At 45.9% G+C, this 22,397-nt stretch carries 12 protein-coding genes, 3 tRNA genes and 1 pseudogene; 5 read left to right on the top strand and 11 right to left on the bottom strand.

Annotated features, from left to right (window positions below; all coding sequences use genetic code 11):
- The first annotated feature begins 84 nt into the window (after positions 1-84).
- Positions 85-160 (top strand) — tRNA-Asn (locus ACK8NJ_RS09300).
- A gap of 454 nt (positions 161-614) precedes the next feature.
- On the opposite strand, the gene ACK8NJ_RS09305 is transcribed toward ACK8NJ_RS09300, so the two are convergent.
- From ACK8NJ_RS09305 to shiA, 3 genes are all read right to left on the bottom strand, one after another.
- Positions 615-1,331, bottom strand: a complete 717-nt coding sequence (locus ACK8NJ_RS09305) for a YebC/PmpR family DNA-binding transcriptional regulator (protein ID WP_000532923.1) — start codon at positions 1,329-1,331, stop codon at positions 615-617.
- 341 nt (positions 1,332-1,672) lie between these two features.
- Complete coding sequence (gene amn / locus ACK8NJ_RS09310) at positions 1,673-3,127, bottom strand: AMP nucleosidase (RefSeq protein WP_001060231.1); 1,455 nt, start codon at positions 3,125-3,127, stop codon at positions 1,673-1,675.
- A 101-nt stretch (positions 3,128-3,228) separates the two neighbouring features.
- The gene (gene shiA / locus ACK8NJ_RS09315) at positions 3,229-4,545 is read right to left on the bottom strand and encodes a shikimate transporter (protein ID WP_001600080.1); all 1,317 of its coding nucleotides are present in this window, start codon (positions 4,543-4,545) and stop codon (positions 3,229-3,231) included.
- Between the two features lie 314 nt (positions 4,546-4,859).
- Between shiA and ACK8NJ_RS09320 the strand changes: the two are divergent.
- Positions 4,860-5,902, top strand: a pseudogene (locus tag ACK8NJ_RS09320) (glycosyltransferase family 9 protein).
- A 261-nt stretch (positions 5,903-6,163) separates the two neighbouring features.
- On the opposite strand, the gene ACK8NJ_RS09325 reads toward ACK8NJ_RS09320, so the two are convergent.
- The 3 genes from ACK8NJ_RS09325 to mtfA all read right to left on the bottom strand — a co-directional run bounded on the left by ACK8NJ_RS09325 (position 6,164) and on the right by mtfA (position 15,433).
- Positions 6,164-14,146 (bottom strand): Ig-like domain-containing protein, encoded by a 7,983-nt coding sequence (locus ACK8NJ_RS09325; RefSeq protein ID WP_148935700.1) that lies wholly within the window; start codon positions 14,144-14,146, stop codon positions 6,164-6,166.
- Positions 14,147-14,459: 313 nt separating this feature from the next.
- Positions 14,460-14,535 (bottom strand) — tRNA-Asn (locus ACK8NJ_RS09330).
- Between the two features lie 100 nt (positions 14,536-14,635).
- A complete protein-coding gene (mtfA, locus tag ACK8NJ_RS09335) occupies positions 14,636-15,433 on the bottom strand; it encodes a DgsA anti-repressor MtfA (protein ID WP_001302302.1) in 798 nt (265 codons plus the stop codon).
- 93 nt (positions 15,434-15,526) lie between these two features.
- Here mtfA and ACK8NJ_RS09340 point away from each other — a divergent pair.
- Positions 15,527-15,616: transfer RNA gene (locus tag ACK8NJ_RS09340), tRNA-Ser, on the top strand.
- 569 nt (positions 15,617-16,185) lie between these two features.
- Here ACK8NJ_RS09340 and ACK8NJ_RS09345 read toward each other — a convergent pair.
- The 5 genes from ACK8NJ_RS09345 to hiuH form a co-directional block, all read right to left on the bottom strand.
- Entirely contained in the window at positions 16,186-16,716 is a 531-nt protein-coding gene (locus ACK8NJ_RS09345; protein WP_001079074.1) for a cytochrome b, read from the bottom strand.
- Between the two features lie 342 nt (positions 16,717-17,058).
- Positions 17,059-17,709 carry a metal-binding protein ZinT gene (gene zinT, locus ACK8NJ_RS09350; protein ID WP_001007767.1) on the bottom strand — a complete coding sequence of 217 codons (651 nt, stop codon included), beginning with the start codon at positions 17,707-17,709 and terminating at the stop codon, positions 17,059-17,061.
- A gap of 256 nt (positions 17,710-17,965) precedes the next feature.
- Positions 17,966-18,601, bottom strand: a complete 636-nt coding sequence (msrQ, locus tag ACK8NJ_RS09355) for a protein-methionine-sulfoxide reductase heme-binding subunit MsrQ (RefSeq protein WP_411962378.1) — start codon at positions 18,599-18,601, stop codon at positions 17,966-17,968.
- The gene (gene msrP, locus ACK8NJ_RS09360; protein ID WP_411962379.1) at positions 18,602-19,606 is read right to left on the bottom strand and encodes a protein-methionine-sulfoxide reductase catalytic subunit MsrP; all 1,005 of its coding nucleotides are present in this window, start codon (positions 19,604-19,606) and stop codon (positions 18,602-18,604) included.
- Between the two features lie 108 nt (positions 19,607-19,714).
- Positions 19,715-20,128, bottom strand: a complete 414-nt coding sequence (gene hiuH / locus ACK8NJ_RS09365) for a hydroxyisourate hydrolase (protein ID WP_194871080.1) — start codon at positions 20,126-20,128, stop codon at positions 19,715-19,717.
- Positions 20,129-20,260: 132 nt separating this feature from the next.
- Between hiuH and hprR the strand changes: the two genes are divergently transcribed.
- Positions 20,261-20,932 (top strand): response regulator transcription factor HprR, encoded by a 672-nt coding sequence (gene hprR / locus ACK8NJ_RS09370; RefSeq protein ID WP_001339045.1) that lies wholly within the window; start codon positions 20,261-20,263, stop codon positions 20,930-20,932.
- Positions 20,932-22,290, top strand: a complete 1,359-nt coding sequence (gene hprS / locus ACK8NJ_RS09375) for a two-component system sensor histidine kinase HprS (protein WP_328117145.1) — start codon at positions 20,932-20,934, stop codon at positions 22,288-22,290. Before hprR ends, hprS begins: the two co-directional genes overlap by 1 nt.
- Positions 22,291-22,397: the final 107 nt, after the last annotated feature.

The raw sequence follows: 22,397 nt of genomic DNA on the forward strand, positions 1-22,397 counted from the left end.
TATTTCAGCAAACGATTTCAAATTTAAAAAACAGGCTTTGACATTGTGGATGAGCGTCGCTAATATTCGCCTCGTTCTCACGATTCCTCTGTAGTTCAGTCGGTAGAACGGCGGACTGTTAATCCGTATGTCACTGGTTCGAGTCCAGTCAGAGGAGCCAAATTTTAGTTTTGAGACATCTCTATGAGTCTCAAGACAGTTAAAAAATAAAAATTATTTTTACCCGGTTACCTTGTAAAAAGTGACCGGGTTTTTTGATTTCTGTGTTTCGTGCGCTTAATCGAGTCTCACGCTTCAGTGAGCAAATTGCCCCTCCCCAACAGACATCACGATTCGCAAGGTCAAAAACTCTGTTCCATGAAGTACCGTACAAAGACAAAGAGAAAAATGCCTTATGCGGGATGTCGCTATCGCGTCTTTATCGGGAAACTATGCGTAATTGCCACTTTGCCTTCTGTAATCAGAAAAAGAAGAACTGGAATTTTAATAAATAGTATTTCTCTGGGAATGGGGTTTTTTTATAAGCAATATGACGAGTTGAATATTATATTTTTTATAAGGATTATATGAGATTAAAGAAATCTGCCATAAAGACAGATTTCTTTAAAATATAATTAGAGATTTGCGACGTTATGATAAACTTTTTGAACATCGTCGTCATCTTCAAGGGCATCAACAAGCCCTTCAAAGATTTCTAAATCTTCTGGGGAAAGCTCAACTTCAGATTGAGCAATCATTTCTAATTCTGTTGTTGAGAACTCAGTGATTCCAGCTGCTTTTAGAGCCGCGATTCCTTTATGAAGGTCAGTAGGTTCAGTATAAATAACAATATTACCTTCTTCTTCAGTTACATCACGAACATCAACTTCAGCTTCAAGTAAAATTTCAAAAATATGGTCAGGGTCTGTTCCTTTAAATACAATCACACCCGTATTGTCAAACATATAGCTGACAGAACCTGCCGCTCCGATATTGCCGCCTTTTTTATTGAAAATTGTGCGAACGTTAGCAATCGTACGGTTAACATTGGAAGTCAAGGTCTCAGCGATAATCATTGAGCCATTAGGACCAAAGCCTTCATAACGTCCCTGCACGAACGTTTCATCTCCGCCGCCTTTGGCTTTATCAATTGCTTTATCAATAACGTGCTTTGGAACTTGTGCCTGCTTTGCTCGTTCAATAACGAATTTTAAAGATGTGTTTAATTCTGGATCGGGTTCACCTTGTTTGGCAGCGGCATAGATTTCTACACCGAATTTTGCATAAATTTTAGACGTCGCACCGTCTTTAGCCGTTTTTTTAGCAACAATATTGGCCCATTTACGTCCCACTGGAATGATCTCCTCGAAAATTTATTTACATTACTGGTAAATCGTTAACATGTGTTAATTCGGCATATTATATCATAACAGGAAAAATCTCGTCTATTAGAAATAAAAATATTCTAAAGCCATAATATTATATTTAATCTCATAAAAACTAATGTCGTTGGCGGATTTTTTTATAATTGTGTTTTGAAAGCATACTTGCTTTTAATATGTGGAAATCATTAAGGCTAGAATAAAACTCGTATCCGCCCCAGGAAGCAAACAGCCTGCTTTATTGCAGGCTATTTGCTGGATGACTTACTAAATCCTTCACATCTATTCCTGATAAAAAGGAACGGAACTTATTACCGGAACGGCGGCTCATTAAATGTTCGTAATTTACGTGAATGCAGTCGGTCGCCTTCTGCGCGCAGCAAATCGATCGCCCGAATGCCAATTTGCAGGTGTTCGGAAATAGCGCCTTCATAAAAACGGTTAGCCTGACCGGGAAGTTTAATCTCACCATGCAACGGTTTATCTGAAACACACAGTAGTGTCCCGTATGGCACGCGAAAACGATATCCTTGCGCGGCAATGGTTGCACTTTCCATATCAATTGCTACGGCCCGGCTTAAGTTAAAACGAAGTGCAGAAGCCGAGTAACGTAATTCCCAGTTCCTGTCATCTGTGGTTACCACAGTGCCTGTACGCAGCCGCTGTTTGACTTCCTCACCGGGCCTGCCGCTGACTAACTTGGTAGCGTCATAAAGCGCACGTTGCACTTCAGCAATGCTCGGAATAGGAATATCGGGCGGCAGTACCGCATCAAGAACGTGGTCATCGCGTAAATAAGCGTGTGCAAGGACATAATCGCCAATGGCCTGGCTTTCACGTAATCCGCCACAGTGACCAATCATCAACCAGACATCCGGGCGTAGTACTGCCAGATGATCGCAGATGGTTTTAGCATTTGACGGTCCCACGCCAATATTCACCAGAGTAATACCCTGACCATCGGCGGTAATTAAATGCCATGCTGGCATCTGGTGTTTTTTCCATGCAAGGTCGGAAATGGCTTCTTCTGGCGCTTCGGTTTCGGCGGTGATCCAGTTCCCGCCAGCACAAGAAAGGGCAATGTAGGGACTATCAGGGTCGAGGATCTGGCTGCATCCCCAACGAACGAATTCATCCACATAACGTGTGTAGTTGGTAAACAAGACGAACGGCTGAAAATGTTCAACTGGCGTACCGGTATAATGGCGCAACCGCGCGAGGGAAAAATCGACGCGGCGCGCATCAAAATGCGATAGCGGGGAGAATTCAGTTGGATGATAAATGCCGTCTGCAGTTTCATCGCCAATTTGCGCCAGTTCTGTTGTCGGGAAATAGCGAGTTAACCCAGCGCTCATTGAGCGATCAAGTGTCAATTCAGAGCCATCGATGACATAAGGATAAGGGATTTCATGCTGCGAGGGTTGCACCGAGATATGCGCACCATAATCCTGATACAGCAACGTAAGTTGTTCATTGAGATACGAACGAAAGAGAGTAGGGCGAGTAATCGTGGTGGTGTAGCTGCCTGCGTGGGTAAAACGACCAAATGCGCGCGTTTTGGGGGGATTGGTTGTGCTACCGTCCCAGGTTACGGTCAGTGATGGATAGACAAAAAGACCTTGTTTGCGGGCGTTTTCATCAGGTAATTCGCCACTTGTAATATATTTGCCAATGGCGTTGCGTAAAGCGACTACAGATTGCTCATACAGCGCGTCAAGTTTATCCAGTGCCTGAGCTGGGGTCAGACCGGAGCCCTTATTATTCATGTGTGTCTCCTGTTCCATACAATTACCGCACATCCGATAGTATGTCACAGGAATGTGAAACAAAAGTGTAAGGCGAAGATCGGATGATCTTCGCCAGGCTATTAAGCGCGTTGATTGTCTTTCATCAACAAAGCAGTCATTGCGGAAATCAGGCATCCAGCCAGCAAATAAATGGCGACGCTATGCCAGTCCCCGGCAAAGTAAGTGATGAGTGCAGCGGCAATAAAAGGTGTAAATCCACCGCCAACTACACTGGCAACCTGATAACCGACTCCAGCGCCACTATAGCGATAACTGGCACCAAACATTTCGGTAAACATCGGTTGTTGCACGCACACCACCATGTCATGCGCAATGTTTGCCAGCATTATGGAGAAGAAAACTATCCAGAAAATAGATTGTGCTTCAAGCGCCATAAAGAAAGGAAATGCGCTCAACGTTCCGATCAACGCGCCTGTGATATAAACCCTGCGGCGACCAAAACGATCGGCAAGCCAGGCAAAACAGGGAATTGTCAGGCAGCTTAATCCACCGACCAGCAAACCAATATTGAGGAAAAGTTCGCGCGGTAACCCCATATTCTGGGTTGAATAATTAAGTGCGAAGGCGGTAACGATGTACATCGTCAGCAACTCGCACAGTCGTAGCGCAATAATCTTCAGGAAAGCACCAGGATGCCGTAATAGTGCTTCGATAACCGGGATGCGTTTTTTCGCGGCCGCTTGATTATGTTGCTGTTGTTCAAATTCCGCGGACTCCTCCATGCCATTACGCACCCACAATGCTCCCAGTACCAGTACGATGCTAAACAGGAAAGGAATGCGCCAGCCCCAGCTTAAAAACTGTTCGTCAGTCGTCATCATACTGATTAATGAAACCAGTCCAGTTGATAGCAGTAAACCTACACCGTAGCCAACTTGTACACCGCTACTGTAAAAGGCTTTTTTATTTTTCGGCGCACTTTCAACGGAAAGTAACGCCGCGCCTCCCCATTCGCCGCCGACGGCAAATCCCTGTATGGCACGCAGCGTCACCAGTAAAATGGGGGCCCACCACCCAATGGTCGAGAAGGAAGGAAGAATACCAATCAAGGCTGTCGCGATACCCATCATCCAGACGGTCAGCATTAACATGCGCTTACGTCCCAGTCGGTCGCCAAAGTGACCGAAAATGACACCGCCGAGCGGACGGAACAGGAATCCGACACCAAAGGTGGCAAATGCGGCGAGCGTTCCCATCGCCGGGCTTACTTGCGGGAAAAACTCGCGATTAAACACCAGTGCGGCGGTAATGCCATAGAGTAAAAAATCATACCAGTCGACGACGGCACCAGCGAAACTGCCTAACGCAGCTCGTCGGGCGCGACTTAACGAAAGCGTCCCTTCATCGGGACGAGTGGAGATGAGCGTGGAGTCCATAATGATCCTGTTTGTACTGTCTTTTTATAATTAGTATGGAAAAGGTAACTCACATTGCCGTCGATCTATAAACGAACCTTATGAGACTACCTCGACAGAGCGCATCTGCAAATGATTTTATGGCTGATTAGCGGCAACATGAAAAATTCGATGGAAGATGAAAGCGCAGGAGTTGCTGGTGTTGTTTAAGGATTAAGCAGAGGACCCACAGGTTCGAGATATGAAACATAAAAGTCCGCATATGCACAAATTTGCACCCTGATGATTCTGATAGACTACATTGCATTATAACCAGTAGGGAGGCGAGGTTAGTTATGTTTTTAGCATCATTGTTGAGACGTATTGCATTTAGTTACTACGATTATAAAGCTAATAATTTCAATATTGGAAAAACAGACTTTGTTGTCATACATATTCCCGATCAGATTGGCGATGCTATGGCCATCTTTCCAGTTATTCGGGCGATTGAAATGCATAAAATAAAGCATCTTTTAATTGTTACTTCGACTATTAATTTAGAAGTCTTTAATGCGCTCAAACTTGAACAGACTAAATTAACATTAGTCACAATGACTATGCAGGATCACGCAACATTAAAAGAAATAAAAGATTTAGCAAAGAATATAACACAGCAATACGGTACGCCGGATCTTTGTATAGAGGCGATGCGTAAAAAGAACCTGAAAACGATGTTATTTATCAGTCAGTTGAAAGCAAAAACGAATTTTCAGGTTGTCGGTTTAACCATGAAGTGCTATTCCCCTTTGTGTAAGAACGCGTCCCGGATGGATCAGAATCTCAGGGCTCCCGTACCCATGACATGGGCGTTTATGATGCGTGAAGCGGGTTTTCCGGCAGTCAGGCCAATATATGAATTGCCATTAAGCGAGGATGCACTCGATGAGGTGCGCGAGGAAATGCGATCGTTAGGAGCTTACATTGCGCTCAATTTAGAAGGTAGTGCACAGGAACGTACATTTTCATTATCGATAGCAGAAAATCTAATAGCAAAAATTAAAAATGAAACAGATATGCCAATAGTGATCGTTCATGGACCAAAAGGGGAAGATAAAGCCAGGGTATTAGTGGATTGTTATAATAATGTCTTCCGTTTATCCTTATCACCCTCGATTAAACGTTCGGCAGCAATCATAAAAGATGCTTATATCGCAATAACTCCTGACACCTCAATATTACATATGGCAAGTGCCTATAATACCCCCGTTGTTGCAATTTATGCTGATTACAAAACGCAATGGCCGATGTTTCGGAGTCAGTCGTCGTTGGGCAAAAAATTGACAATATAAGTCTGGATGAATTCGCAAAGGCATTAAAAAGTGTTTTGGCGAGAATATGAGGCAGTATTTATGCATATTAATGCCGATCTGTTATGAACGGTGGTGTCATCAATACTCTGTGGCTGGTCAATCATTACAGAAAGCCAGCCTTTGGATCAAAGCTGTACTCACCGGATACAACCATAGTCACACCGAACGCGAATCTGGCGGTATCGCATTTTTATTTATTCATTTTCTGTGAGAGAAGGGCAAGTTCTGTAGAGAGAATGTAAAAAAGAGCGCCCCGAATGGAGCACTCTTTAAGGAATTATAGCGGAAAATCAGAGGTTTTTATAACATGTCGCATGAGCAAACCCAAGCTTTTCATATACACTTTGCTCACCTGTTGCCAGAGAAATTACGTATTGTTCGCTTGAGTTTGCGGGACTAGATGACCAATACATATTTGATTGAAAACCAGCTTCAGTCGTGTAATGCCCCATATCTCCCCATTCACTGTACAGTGACCCGATGCCTCGGGAACGACTATGGTTTAAATGGTCTCCAAGGGGAAGTGTGTAGCCATTGCTACTGCAAAAATTTTCAGCAAGGCTGTATATCATGAAAGCATCGCCGGCGTTCACCCACCAACTCTTCACTCGGATTTCGTATATATAGCTAGGGCCGCCTGTTTTTGGCGTCGCCGTAATCCTCTCCCATTTGCTGCCGACATTTTTAAATGTCACTTTACCGGTAGCATCAACATCGACCCAGGAGCCAGAGCTTGAAAACTCATAATCAGCCGCCGTTTTTCCTGGAGCAAAGTTGTCATTATTCAACTGATAATACGCCCCGGTGAATCCCTGCGAAGGGAATGTAGTTGTTGGTAGGTTAGCACCATTGACCAACACTGTACCGCTCATTATTTTGTCTTCTGCGCGAGTGAATTGTATTGTGGTACTCAGACCCGCTTGATGAACACCATTCAATACAGGAATCAGCGTTGCGATACCCTCTCCGCCTCCTGTAACAGTGGCTTTGTAATCACCGTTGATATTTTGACTGTAATCAATTGCGCTAATTTTCACATAGGGCACGTTAGTACCTGATTGCACAAATTCCATCCCTTCAGAAACTTTGATCGGATTGCCTGATATATCGTACAAAACAAGATGTAGCTCAGCACTATCGGTATAGTCCCCTTTCAGTGATGACCGATTGTTCTTAAGGACGGACTGCGAGGCGTCAGCCGGGCCTGCCACCAGCGTTATATCTACTGTTTGCATTCCACCAGCGGTCGTGACTGCGCTTACCGTGACGCTACCTGTCATCGCTCCTTTCACGCTTGTTGTCGCGATTCCGTTTTGATCGGTCACCGCTGTTAATGACGTTAATGTGGCAGAGCCGCTTTTTAAGGCGAAGTACACAGTGAGACCTTCGATCAGGTTACCACTGCCATCCTCAACCGTTGCCTTTAAGGTACTTAAATCACTGTTGGTGGCGGCGATAGTCGATGGATCAGCGATAAAGCTAGCAACATGTGCGGTGCTTGAGTTGCCAGTGACTTTCACGGTTGTCTGTGTCTGTATTGTTACGCCGTTATGGAACGATGCAGTCACCGTATATGTACCGACTTTATTGCTGGTCAGAACGACTGGTGCCTGACCTGAAGAGTTGGTTCTCACTTTTCCGCCACTTAACGTTGCACCTTCTGGCGTTACGCTAAAGTTGATGACCTGACCTTCCACTGGAGTGCCATTTGCAGAAGTTAGCGTTGCCGTCAGAGTTGCACCTGTTGGGGAATTGACACCGATAAGCGGGCTGGACGCCGTGAGTGTCAGTTTTTCATCAATAGCCTCCAGTTGTTTCTCAATTGAGGCTCCATTCGCCAGGGATGCTTTCACCATATACGAACCGTTTCTTTCGGGCGTCATGGTGACCTCGGCTATACCCTGCGTATTAGTAGACACCGTATTCTGGCTGATGATCATTTGCGAGGATGGCTCTGCACTGAATGTCACGGGTTGATGCGCAACCGGGTTGCCAAACTGGTCGTTAACGTGAGCTTTAACTGCTACGTCTTGTGCGACCATTACCTGACCTTCAGGTATCTCCAGACTGGTAAACGTCGCAGAATTAACATCTGCACTGGCATTCAGTAATCGCGAGATGACTTCAGTAGGTTTATCTGCCAGAGAGGCTGAAACTGTTTTCAGTCCGACCTCGGTGCTTGTCACAAGAATTTCAGCGAATCCCTGACTATCCGTTTCAACGCTGGTGCTGCTTAGCGTGACGGAGGTTCCGCGGAAATTAACTTTTATGCCTTCTACCGGGTTGCCGTTAGCGTCAGTGACGCTTGCCGTCATGGTTGCGCCCTCGGTCGTGCTGACGACGAATGAGTATACAGAGGTTAAGGAGGTCAGTTTTGCGGTACCAGCATCGGCAATCAAAGTCACCTGTTTCGTATCACTGACACCATAATTGATCACGCTAACTGTCACGGGATAAGTGCCGGATTTTGTACCGCTCAGTGTAACTTCAGCCTTGCCGTTGATATCAGTAATGGCGGAACCGCCTTGTCCGAGAGTAAAGCTTGCGCTTACATCTGCCGGTAGCGTGAATGTCACCGCCTCATTGGCTAACGGGTTGCCGTTTCCATCAGTCACTGTTGCCTGAAGTGTGGTCATCCCAACGTTATTGGCGATAAAGTTGTCCTCGGTAACGTTAAGATTAACCTGTGCAGTGAGCGTATCCGCAGTAAAGTTCACCACTAGTTGTCCGCTCTTACTGCCAGCCATCGATGCTGTAACAGTATGAGCGCCTGCTTTTGTACCTTTCAGCGTGACTTTCGCTTTGCCTTCAGTATCCGTAATCGCTTTACCGCCATCGCTCAGCGTGAAGTTCGCCCTCACATCTTCCGGCAGAGTAAATGTTACCTCAGTGTTGGCTATCGCATTGCCCTCTGTATCAGCGACTGTTGCTGTGAGTGTCGTGAGATCGTTATTGTCGGCAATCACCGGATCCTTAGAGGCTGCCAGCGAGATTTCAGCATTCGCGACGTTCGGCACATAGGTCACTGTTTGTTGCATCGAATCACCATTGTCGAGGGTTGCCGTCACTTGATAAACCCCGGCTTTTGTAGCGGTAAAGCTTGCGTAAAAATTGCCGTAGTAGTTGGTAGTATATATACCGTTATTACTGGGGGTCACGCCTTCACTTGGTGAAACGCTGAGGGTCACCTGATGCTGGGGGACACCGTTGCCGTAATTATCCTTCACCTCAATATACAGACTGGTTGTCTCGCCTGCGGAGACTGTATCAAAAAGTGCATGTAGCAAAGTGAGATGTGCCGTAGACGCATCAGCATTGACATTAATTGATGTGCTAAGCGTGGAGCTACCATTTTCCAGACTGGCCTCAACGGTATCCGGTCTCGCTCCTGATTCTATCGAGGAGCGGGTATTGGTATAAGTGACGGTAGCCTTACCCTGTTCGTTCGTTACGGCTTGGCCGCCATTCGTCATTTCGGCAGAGTTTGTTCTGCTGGTGAAGTTCACAGTCACACCTTTCACCGGAAAGCCATTATTATCAACGACTGTGGCGGTAATGACGCTGCCGGTGCTGTTCTGCGGGGTACCGGCGATTATGCTGTCTGGGACAGGCGTCAACTCGATAATTTTTGCTGCCGCTGTGTCGCCAATAAAATGCACAGTTTTGTTGTCGCTGGCACCAGTATTAGCCAGTGATGCAGTAACAGTCTGCTCACCAAAGGCAACGCCTGCGAGAGTGGCCTGCGCGATGCCAGACTCATTGGTATTACTCACTCCCGGGGTCAGGGTGAGTCCTGAAGAGGCTGAGCTGAAGGTTACCGGAAGATTATTCACCTCATTGTCGAACTGATCTTTAACCGTTGCAGTTAGCGTTGCGTTATCGACGCCATTACCTGTGATCTCATCTTTTGACATCTGCAGCACAACCTGAGCCGAGGTTTTGTCCGCCACAAACGTTACTGGCTGCGAATCACTGGTATTGTTATTACCCAGCGTTGCGGTAACCGTATGCGTGCCCGCTTTTTTGCCTTTGAGGGTGACATGCGCTTCGCCATTGGCCTGAGTGATGGCAATACCGTTACTTTCGAGGGTAAAGTTTGCCGCAACGTCCTGTGGCATGGTGAAGTTCACCGTTATTCCCGCCACCGGATGATTCGACGGATCTTTCACCGTTGCCGTAAGCTGCACGCTGTCACTGTTATTCGTCACCACCTGTTGAGCAGGGATATTCAGCGTGACCTGCGCGTTGCTGGCATCGGGCGCAATATTGACTGTCTTCGTATCGTTGTTGCCGTTAGGCAGTGTGGCTTCGGCTGTATGAACACCCAAAACCGTGCCCTTAAGGGTAACTTCAGCAACACCACTGTCGTTAGTATTGCTCGTGCTCTGACTAAGTTGAGTATCAGCCGGGTCGGTACTGAAGGTGACCGGTAGATCTTTTACTACGTTATCAAAAGGATCTTTCACTGTTGCTGTCAGCGTCGTCTCATCCACGCCATTCCCAATGATTTCCGCTTTCGATGTTTGGAGGACGACAATCGCGTTGTCCTTATCCGCCACGAATGTGACTGGCTGCGCATCGCTGGCATTATTGTTACCCAGCGTTGCGGTAACCGTATGCGTGCCCGCTTTTTTACCTTTGAGGGTCACATGCGCTTCGCCATTGGCCTGAGTGATGGCAATACCGTTATTTTCAAGGGTAAAGTTTGCCGCCACGTCCTGTGGCATGGTGAAGTTCACCGTTATTCCCGCCACCGGATGATTCGACGGATCTTTCACCGTCGCCGTCAGCTGCACGCTGTCACTGTTATTCGTCACCACCTGTTGAGCAGGGATATTCAGCGTGACTAGCGCGTTGCTGGCATCGGGCGCAATATTGACTGTCTTCGTATCTCTGTTGCCGTTAAGCAGTATGGCTTCGGCTGTATGAACACCCAAAACCGTGCCCTTAAGGGTAACTTCAGCAATACCGTTCTCATTAGTATTACGCGCGTTCAGACTTAGTTGCGTGTCTGCGGGAGAGGTGCGGAAGACTACTGACAGATTTTTAACCACGTTATCAAAAGGATCTTTCACTGTTGCTGTCAGAGTCGTCTCATCCACGCCATTCCCAATGATTTCCGCTTTCGATGTTTGTAGAACGACAACCGCTCTGTCTTTATCCGCCACAAACGTCATTGGCTGTGCATCGCTGACATTGCTGTTAGCCAGACGAGCCGTGATCATATGCGTGCCCGCTAACGTGCCGGTCAGGGAGGCGATTGCAACCCCGTTACTATCCGTCATGCCTTTTCCGCCGTTGCTAATCGAGAACCGACTTGCGACGTCGTTTGGCACAGTGAAGGTGATTTCTTTATCTTTTAGTGGGTTGCCATTTTTATCCTGCAAGGTTGCAGTCATATGTTGCGGAGCTGTGTTGGTGACGGTGATATCACCTGAAGGCACACTGAGGGTCAGGGCAGCAGTACTTTGATCACCGATAAAATTCACCTGTTGATTGGCCTGGGAACCAGAGCTCACAGAGGCCGTAACCCTATAATCACCGTTTTTTAAACTGGTCAGCGTAGCTGTGGCGATCCCGTCGTGGCTATTCACTTCGGTTTGGCTCAGTTTCGCCTCTGCTGAATTAACATTGAAGGTGACCTTGACGTCATTGAGCAGGTTGCCTTTTGCATCCCGAACTGTCGCGGTCATTGTGGCGCTGTCATTGCCGTCAGCGACCACTTCATTTTTCGACTTCTGCAGATCAACCTGCGCGGTACTCGAGTCGCCGACAAAACTGACGATTAACGTTTGTTTCACGCCATTTTCAAGGGTGACTTCAACCGTGTTGTCTTCCTGCTTACTACTTTTCAGATCAAAATTCGCCAGACCATTAACATCCGTTTTTGCGGTGTTTTGATTGTTAAAGGAAGTTGCCGATCCGCTTAATACCGCAAACGTGACGGTATGATCATTGATTGGGTTGCTTCCCTCATCAGCGACATTGACCGAGACGGTGTTTGCTGCATTCTCATTGGCGAGCACACCATTATTGCTGGCAGATAATGTCGCAATTTTCGCTGACTGCGGGTTGGCGTCGATGATAAATCCAGCGGTATGCAAATCTTCATTCCAGTTTTGCATTAACAGCTTCGCAGTAAGCCCACTGCCTTTGGTATAGGCGGTATAGGTTGCTTTATAGACGCCATCTGCGGTTTCTTTCCAGTCTGTAGTGACACCAGGTTTCACGTTGTCGATGCTGACTGCGGTATTCAGTTGCTGTTTTTGTTCCTTAACAGGTTTGTCATTTTCATCTCTCAGTTCTACCGTCACCTCGATAGGATTGCCGGAGAGATAACGGTCCTTATCAATCTTAATTGACGAGTGAGTCCGGGATGACGAAACAGAAATGATATTCACCACGGCGGGGGCTTTAGCCGCATCCACACCGTTCAGCTGTGGCATAAGCGTCAGCGTGCCAGACATCGCTCCTGTGGTCAGGATCTGGGTATAGCTTCCGTCACCATTATCTTTCCAGTCAGAAAGGGTGATGTCCTGAACACCTTCGTGACGCGTCGAGAGCACCAGCCCGATAACAGGATTACCTGCTGCATCATGAGCAATAAAAGTCAGTGTGGCGGTTGAATGGGAATCCGCGCTCAACGTCTGGGTACTTAACGATACCGAGGAATCTTTCTGGCTTAGCGTAGGTGCCTGAACGACTACCATGCTCTGTTCACGATTCGAAAAATTGCCTTTGACATCTTCAGCGGTGACTTCAATCGGCCAGGTGTTATCGGTTTCTGGCGTACTGGTGAACCGGTACGGCGGCAGGGTAACCAGAATATCTTTACCCGATGTGACCACTTTACCACCGACAGCTTCCAGAGCGGTGGCTTCGACGTTATAGCCTTTCAGGGCATATTTGGTTTGTAGCGACGAAACCAATGATTTCACTTCTCCTGACTTCCCTGTCACGGGGTCTGTCAGGGTCAGGCGAACCAGTTCTTTTTTGCGATATTCCAGAACGATGTTGTTGTTGCGATCCACCAGATCATAACGGCTGCCTGCAAGGCTACGCCGTGCAGCGACTTCGTTCGGGTCAAGCTGTTTCTGCATTGCGCTGCCAGGTTGCCAGGTAAAATCGACGGCAAAACGGGTGTCATTTTCACCCTGTTTACCCTGGCGTTGCTCCGCGCTGAAGGTCATCAGCGGGAAGGGGGTATAGTTAAGTCCAGCGGTTATGGCATGAGGATTACTTTGCCGATCGTCTTTATCGAACAGGGCCACTTCATCGCCATAATACTGTTCATAGACCAGTTTACCGCCAAGGTGCGGCCAGGCGGGTAGCCAGCCTTCTGCGCGTACATCCCAGCCATTGGCCGGGCGTGCTTCATAATCGTTGTCCAGTTCAGGTGCGCTGCGCCAGTTGGTCAGTCGCAAATAGCCGTTACTACTTAATTTTAGATAGTCGCGCCAGTACTCCGCGCCAATGCCGGCGCGGGAGTGGTAACGGCTAAGGTCGTGGTCGAAAAAGAAGTTGATGCCCGACATCCATGTGGGCGTGAAATGACGCCAACCCAAGCCGTTGTTAATCTGCGTACGTTCGTCAGTACGGTGGAGGGTATGCTGGCTGAAAAAGAGATTATCAGGCGTTTCATACCACGGATGGAGAAAATCGAACTGGGAATTCTTCAGGCTAAAATCTTCATCCACGCCCAGCGTGATTCTTGCGGTACCGAAGCGGCTTAACCAGTCTGTCATTGCGCCTGAAGCCTGAGAAGAGGCCCATCCACGCGCCATATTTGCCGCTTGCTCGCTGTTCATATCTTCGGCGAGCAGAGACCCGATTTGCTGTGAAGTACTGGCTATCTGTTGCTCGAGGTTGTCACTGCTATTACCCGGCGGCGGGGTTAATTTTTTTTCACTAACTTGTGCCGGGACATCCAGTTCATCCCCCTGGCGGACATTATCAAAACTTCGAGCAAACGTACGAAACTGGTTGAGTTTGCGTAACTCAGCCAACGAAATACCGAAACGTTCGGCAACGCTTTGGGCCGATTCCAGCGCTCCAAGGGTGTAGGGCACCGTATTGGCATTTGCAATGGCGATTTGTGTAGGAACTGGTTGTTGGGTTGCGGCGTTTACCACACCTTGTGCTGCCACAGTCATAGGGAACACAAGTTGAGTTACCAGGCAGATACCCGCAGTTAAGCGGCGTAGTTTAATACCCATCCCGCATAAGATTTGTCGGTCATTTATTTCTTCTCCACTTCTCTTCTTCGTAGCCATGCTTACCTTCCCTGAACGAGCTAACATAAATGCGCCCTTTCTAGCACAGCGAAAAAAAGTAAATCCTGATAGCAATATGATTGAAAATTAATAACTTTTCGTTAGGTAGTTTTGGGTGTGAGTTGCAAGAGGGGAGACTACTGAATTACTCAAGTTTTATAATCGAGGGGAAAATGGTGATGGCGTCCATAGCAAAACGCCCTCAACCATTAAGGTCGAGGGCGCTTAAGATGTCAAAAACCCGCTATCCGTTAAAAAGCAATGCTCAACTAAGGTCAGTGACATTGCGCTAAAAAAGCGAATTTTTAGAATTTGGCTCCTCTGACTGGACTCGAACCAGTGACATACGGATTAACAGTCCGCCGTTCTACCGACTGAACTACAGAGGAATCGTGTGAACGGGGCGCATATTACTTAGCGGTACCTTGTCTGTCAACACTAAATTTCATAAGTCATTTCAATTGGTTAATTAATCTGCAAAGTTGTTAATTAATGAACATTCGTCGCCGAAAACGAGTCTGTATCATTAGCGTGATGCAGTCTCTGCAAAGGATCTTGTTGATAAAATTGGCAGAAACGTTGCCACAATGAAGGGAAACGAGGAGCAAAAAGTTCTGGGGCGCTAAAGAAATATTCAGAAAGTACGGCAAAACACTCAGCAGGATCACTGGCAGCATAAGCATCGATGCTCGCCGCATTCTCGCCAACTAATTCGATTTCTTCCTGAATATTGTTCATTGCAGCATGAAGATCGTGTTCCCAGCCAGCAACCTCACGCAACGGAATAAAGGGAACTCCGCTGGCGCGATCGCCGTTACGGGTGTCCAGCTTATGAGCGACTTCATGAATAATCAGGTTAAAACCAGAAGCATCAAAAGAATCTTGTATATCCAACCAGTTCAAAACGATAGGCCCTTGCTGCCAGCTCTGACCTGACTGAACAATACGTTGGTTATGCACCAAACCGATATCGTCTTCCCATTCATCATCGACCACAAATGGCGCAGGATAAATTAAGACTTCATGAAAACCATCCAGCCATTCCAGTCCTAACTCCAGAACGGGAAGGCAAAATAGAAGTGCTATCCGGCAGCTTCTTAATGAATCCAGTTCAAAGCCCTGTAAAGGAACAAGCCGCTTTTGCTGTAAAAAACGTTCGGCAAGAGTGACTAATTTGCTTTGTTCCTGTTCCGTCAGACACGTTAAAAGGGGGATCGATAGTGCTTCCTGCCAGGGAAGGGCAGTTTGATGTGCTGATTCTTGTACTTTCCAGGGCCACTTAATCATCGTTTTGCTCGCAAACTCGTCACTTGAACAAAATTGCACGGACAGGGACTGTTAAAATGCCAAATTTCCTGGCATCATGGCAACCATCTGAACGGAGAGATGCCGGAGCGGCTGAACGGACCGGTCTCGAAAACCGGAGTAGGGGCAACTCTACCGGGGGTTCAAATCCCCCTCTCTCCGCCACTTTATCAATGACTTATCTCCCGACTTCCCGCCTTGCTTTTCCTAAACAGAACAATCGTAGAATATTCTTGAAGGGTTAGATCGTCACTGTTTTCTGTTCGATACTGTGACATTCAGCACTTGATTCGCTATGGATCTGACAGGAAGGTTTCGAGCGAAAATCTGCAGTTATTCAGTCGTTTTCTTATCGGTCACCATTATTCTTTTAGACATTGATCCTACGAAGCTGCCGCAAAGTTGGTGGTGGGAACTGAAGTTGCGTAGAGAAGGGGTCAATAATTGAGCCAAAAAAGGAACGCGGCCGTCAGATTAAAGCCGCGGGACAAAGTCCATAATTTCCAAGAGTTGTTGAATTTCCCAGCTTTTTTGAAAGCCTTTGTATCATACTAACAAGTAAAAAAGGTTTAAATACCAAAATTAACCTGTATTTTTGATAAGTCTTACCATTGTACGATTTACACAGTTTCTGCTCCTCCTTGTTGATAGTGGAAAGGGTGCATTGTGCACTTGCGTAAACATTTATGACGCGTTGATGTCCATGGTTCACATTTCCTTGTCAGGGGATCGACTTATTTGCGGCGAGGCATCATTCGTAACAGAGTATTATCTTTCTGAATGTAGTGATGAAAGAGTGCTGCGCCAGCGTGAGCTGCGATTAAAAAGTAACCTATATTTGCCCAGGTTTCGTGAATATTTTTTATCAGTGCTTTAATTTCGCTGTTTGGGGTAACAAAGGGAGACACATTGAAACCAAGGAAACTCCACGATTTTCCACTGTAAGCCATCAAAGCAATCCCCAGCAGAGGAAGTGCAAGGAAGGTTATATAAAGCATGATGTGCATTAGCGAAGCCGCTTTCATTTGCCAGGCAGGTGGCGGTGGCACAATAGAAGGATCACTATAACGGTGTTTTATAATCAGGCGTGAAAACATTAACACCCAAACGAATATACCCGCATTGTAATGTGTTTCTCGCATCAGCAGATAAGTACTACTACCTTTAGGAAACCAGCCACGGAGTTCCATCGCGGCATAGGTTATTGCAACAAAAAGCAGCGTTATCCAATGTAAATAAATTTGAGTTTTTGAGAATCGGTTCATTTTTGTAGCTCCTGTAATTTTCAAAGTCAAGCTATCCCACGAACCTTAAAAATTCCTTATACAGATGTGGTTTTAAGAATTTGTTATTTAAAAAATTGATAGTGCACATTGTAACCAGCCAATATAAGCAATGGCGTGAGCACAGGTATCTTTCTCTGTTGGCCGTATTGTGTATGGAATCCGTTATTGGTTAACTCAATGCGGGTTAGCTTATTAATATACAGACACGTCATAGTGATGAGCGTGTCTGTAGCTAGCTTGCGTTCAGTGGCGTTTGTGGATGGACCAGTGGCAGTTATGATGACTTACTAAAGCGGCATCGAGGCGTTATCATGAGAATACTCAATGAGACATCATTTCCTCGACTACTTCTTCGCTACTCAACTGATAGGGATAATACGTTGGCCAGTTTTCCATTTCATTTAATAAAGATTGCTGTGAATCATTACCCATAAAAATGTGAAAATGAGATGATTTTCGTGGTGCAATTATATGATCGCTAAATTGAATATATTTAGGGGCTTTGCTTTCAGGATCTTTACATTCGAATAAGTAACGAACGCCTTTCTTGCCTGATTTATAGGTGAGTATTTTGTATCCATCGTAATCATATTTACAGGATGTTGTTTCATTATTTCTATGGAATTCAACAATGCCGTCCTCAATGCCAATCATCTCGATATCTGTCACATAACCTTTGCGATAATAATCTTTAATTTCAGCAAATGTTTTGGTTTTATCTGCATCCGCTTTCTTCTGAAAGACGGGGTCAAGTTTGCCACTTTGCAGTAAAGGATAAACGGATTGCCAGACTCCATCCCAGTCACTGAGCGTTCGGTTTTGTACATTGGCATCATCAAAAACACCATTAGCAGCTTTTTGTTCGACCTCTGTTAAGGGTTTGCCGTGTGAGTGATGACCATGCGAAAAGGCAGGAGCGCTAACAATAAAGACACCTAAAGCAACAGCCAGTTTATGAAGACGAATCGCCAAAACAGTTTCCTCCAGAGTTAATGTATATGATGTGTAATGTTATATTGTAACATATAACAAAATGCAACAACTCTTAGGAGACAAGAGAATAGTTCTCTCAGGTGTGCTTAGCTATCTTATTGAAATAACATAAATTATGTTGGTAATTTGAGGTTGATGACAAACGAAACATAACCTAATGCGATCTGTGTATGCCGGATAGGGCGCTCGCGCCGCATCCGGCAGGGATAACGCGTACGTTGTCGGCAATATGAAGTTATAGAGATAATTTGTTGTGAACCTGCTTGCGTAACCGGTTGAAAAAGGAAAGCAACTTCTTATACCGTAAGACTAAAAGCAGTACCGCCAGCCCAGCGTAGATGAGTGGCTGCGGTGAAATAATCTTCACTGACCACAGATAATGTATTGGGGCCAGGATCGCGACAAGATAGACGAAATTATGCAACTGTTGCCAGTACTTGCCGAGTTTTCGCTGCATCGCCTGGGTTGAAGTAAACGCTAAAGCAAGCAAAATAACCCAGCTGATAATTCCTAACGTTAAATAAGGCCGGGTTATTAACTCCTTGCCTAGTAACGCCAGATTATTCACGCCCAGCTCCAGCAATGCGTAACTGGTTAAATGCAGTGTCGCCCAGGCAAAGCACCATAAGCCTAACAGGCGGCGAGTGCGTATCAATAACGGCTGTTTTGCGTAGCGTGCCAGAGGTGTGATTAACAAGGTCGCCAGCAAAAATTTCAGTGCAGTGCGACCAGTAAAATGCTGAATATCTTTCACCGGATCGGCACCCAATCCACCGTGATTAATCGCCCAGACCAGCCAGAGAAACGGCAACAATCCGGCAAGATGCAGGCAAACTTTCAGCCATGTCACCTGTTTTGCTGTCAGACGCATTCAGAAATTCTCCCGCAAATCCAGGCCACGATACAGCGATGCCACCTGCTCGGCGTAACCATTAAACAGTAGCGTTGGCTGGCGCTGTACATCGAGGATGCCGCCTGAACCAATAAATCGTTCGGTAGCCTGTGACCAGCGCGGGTGATCAACATGCGGATTAACGTTGGCGTAAAAACCGTATTCGTCAGGCGCTGCCAGATTCCAGGTGGTTGGCGGACGCTCGCGGGTCAGCTTAATACTGACTATCGATTTAATCCCTTTAAAGCCATATTTCCACGGCACAATCAGTCGCACCGGCGCGCCATTTTGTGGCGGTAACGCCTTGCCATAAACACCTACGGTCATCAGTGTGAGCGGATGCATTGCTTCGTCGAGACGCAATCCTTCGACATAAGGATATTTCAGCCCGCCGCCGATAAAGCGGTCCTGCTGGCCTGGCATTTGTTCCGGTGCATAAATTGTTTCGAAAGCGACATACTTCGCATTGCTGGTGGGTTCGGCAAGCGACAGCAATTTGTGCAGCGGAAAACCAATCCACGGCACCACCATCGACCATGCTTCTACGCAGCGCATACGATAAATACGCTCTTCCAGCGGGAAGCGACGGGTTAAATCATCGTGATCGAGGGTCAATGGTTTTGCCACTTCGCCGCTGATTTTCAGTGTCCATGGATCGGTTTTCAGGCTACCAGCATTAGCGGCGGGATCGGCTTTATCCAGCCCGAATTCATAGAAGTTGTTATAACCGGAGACTTTATCTGCTGGCGTCAGTGGCAGGTTATTTTGCCAGGCGGCAGGCTTGCTGAACTCCAGCGGTTTTCCGGCGGGGGCGGGTGGACGATCATTCCCTTTAAACCAGCTAAGCAGATCGGCATGCGCAGCGTGAGGCAAAGAAAGTGCAGCCGCGCTGATGCCCAGTGCTTTTAACACCTGCCGACGCTTCATAAAGAATACCGACTCGGCCGTAACATCTGATTCTTTTAAAAATTGATTCTTTTTCATAAGCCATCACACTTTTTTGTCGTTAGCCAGCAAGAGCCGTTTACTGTTAATCTGTCAGGGAGTGTCCTCCCTAACAGTAGCAGAGATCTGCTTTTACATATTTATGCATTAACTGCCACGATAGGTTGAATACCCATATTGGCTAAGTAATAAAGGCACATGATAATGCTCGTTCACTTTATTAATATGAAATTCAACGGGGATCTCAGGGAAGAAACTTTCAAGATTTTGTTTCTTGAAATAGTTCCCGGTTTTAAATACGACACGGTAATCGCCCGTAGTCGCAGTTTGCTCGGGCCACAGTGCCTTAATTCGTCCATCCTTATCTGTTTTGGCGGTATTAAGTTGTAACCAGCCGTTGTCCGCTTTCTTTTCAAGAGTGACTGTCACGTCGGCAGCGGGTTTTCCTGTTTGCTGGTTCAAAATGTGCACGCTAAGAATGTTTTGTTGTGCAGCATAGACCAAAGAAGGTAATGAAAATGCAGCCGTTACTACGGAGAGAACTAAATAACGCTTTAACATGTTTATATCCTTGTCATGTGAATGAGTTTTGAGGATAGCGAAAAAGCGTCCAGGGTAACCTTACAGCAGCATTACAATTTTGTAATGAACCAGGCTGTTTCTATAACATATGATTTATGGCATATTATTTTCATGAAGATTTTACTTATTGAAGATAATCAAAGGACCCAGGAGTGGGTAACGCAGGGGCTTTCAGAAGCGGGTTATGTCATTGATGCCGTTTCTGATGGCAGAGATGGGCTTTATCTTGCGCTGAAGGATGATTATGCATTGATCATTCTGGATATTATGCTTCCGGGTATGGATGGCTGGCAGATCTTACAAACGTTAAGAACAGCAAAGCAAACCCCTGTTATTTGCCTTACTGCAAGGGATTCTGTCGATGACAGAGTCAGAGGGCTGGACAGTGGAGCAAATGATTATCTGGTAAAACCTTTTTCATTTTCTGAGTTGCTGGCAAGGGTTCGGGCACAATTAAGGCAACATCATGCTTTGAATTCAACATTAGAAATCAGTGGCTTAAGAATGGACTCTGTTAGTCAAAGTGTGAGCAGGGACAATATCAGTATTACACTGACGCGCAAGGAGTTTCAGTTACTTTGGCTACTGGCCTCCAGAGCTGGCGAAATTATACCCAGAACGGTTATTGCGAGTGAAATTTGGGGAATCAACTTTGATAGTGATACCAATACGGTGGACGTCGCCATTCGCAGGCTCCGCGCAAAAGTTGATGATCCTTTTCCTGAAAAGCTAATCGCCACAATCCGGGGGATGGGCTATTCATTCGTAGCGGTAAAAAAATAATGAAAAGATTATCTATAACCGTCCGTTTAACCTTGCTTTTTATATTGGTGCTGTCTGTTGCTGGCGCTGGAATTGTATGGACTCTCTATAATGGCCTGGCAAGTGAGTTGAAATGGCGCGATGATACAACACTCATTAACCGGACAGCGCAGATCAAGCAGTTGTTAATTGATGGGGTAAATCCAGATACGTTACCTGTGTACTTTAACCGGATGATGGATGTTAGTCAGGATATCTTGATCATTCATGGTGATGGCATCAATAAAATTGTTAACCGGACGAATGTCAGTGATGACATGTTAAATAACATACCTGCTACTGAGACAATCAGCGCAGCTGGCATTTACAGAAGCATTATTAATGATACAGAGATAGATGCTTTACGAATTAATATTGATGAAGTTTCGCCATCATTAACGGTTACTGTGGCTAAATTGGCTTCAGCCAGACATAACATGCTTGAACAATATAAAATTAATAGCATTATAATTTGCATTGTCGCCATTATACTTTGCTCAGTATTAAGTCCGTTGTTAATCAGAACGGGGTTACGAGAGATCAAAAAGTTGAGTGGTGTAACGGAAGCGCTGAATTATAACGATAACCGGGAGCCTGTTGAGGTTAGCGCATTACCGAGAGAACTAAAACCTCTTGGGCAGGCGTTGAATAAAATGCACCAAGCCTTAGTCAAAGATTTTGAACGCCTAAGTCAATTTGCTGACGATCTCGCTCATGAACTTAGAACGCCAATTAATGCATTACTGGGTCAGAATCAGGTTACGCTCAGTCAAACCAGAAGTATCTCTGAATATCAAAAAACAATTGCCGGAAACATTGAAGAGCTGGAAAATATTTCGCGGTTAACAGAGAATATACTGTTTCTTGCCAGGGCAGATAAAAACAATGTTTTGGTGAAACTGGACTCGCTTTCTCTCAATAAGGAAGTCGAAAATTTGTTGGACTATCTTGAATACCTTTCAGACGAGAAAGAGATTTGCTTTAAGGTCGAGTGCAATCAGCAAATCTTTGCGGATAAAATTTTACTACAACGAATGTTATCGAATCTTATTGTTAACGCTATTCGATATTCGCCAGAAAAATCGCGTATTCAGATAACCAGTTTTCTTGATACCAACGGTTCTCTTAATATTGATATCGCCAGTCCTGGAACGAAAATTCATGAGCCTGAAAAACTCTTCCGTAGATTTTGGCGGGGAGATAATTCGCGTCATTCCGTAGGTCAGGGACTTGGTCTTTCTTTAGTCAAAGCGATTGCCGAATTGCATGGGGGAAGTGCTACGTATCACTATCTCAATAAGCATAACGTGTTCCGAATTACGTTACCGCAAAGAAATTAATATCGGGCTTCAGTACGCCATAAATTAACCATGAAAAAACGCAGCCACGTCGTGAGTATTAACGTGGCTGCGATTGATTATGCGCTTACATTACAATGTAACAGGGA

It is taken from the genome of Escherichia sp. F1, assembly GCF_046764225.1.
GTDB lineage: Bacteria > Pseudomonadota > Gammaproteobacteria > Enterobacterales > Enterobacteriaceae > Escherichia > Escherichia coli.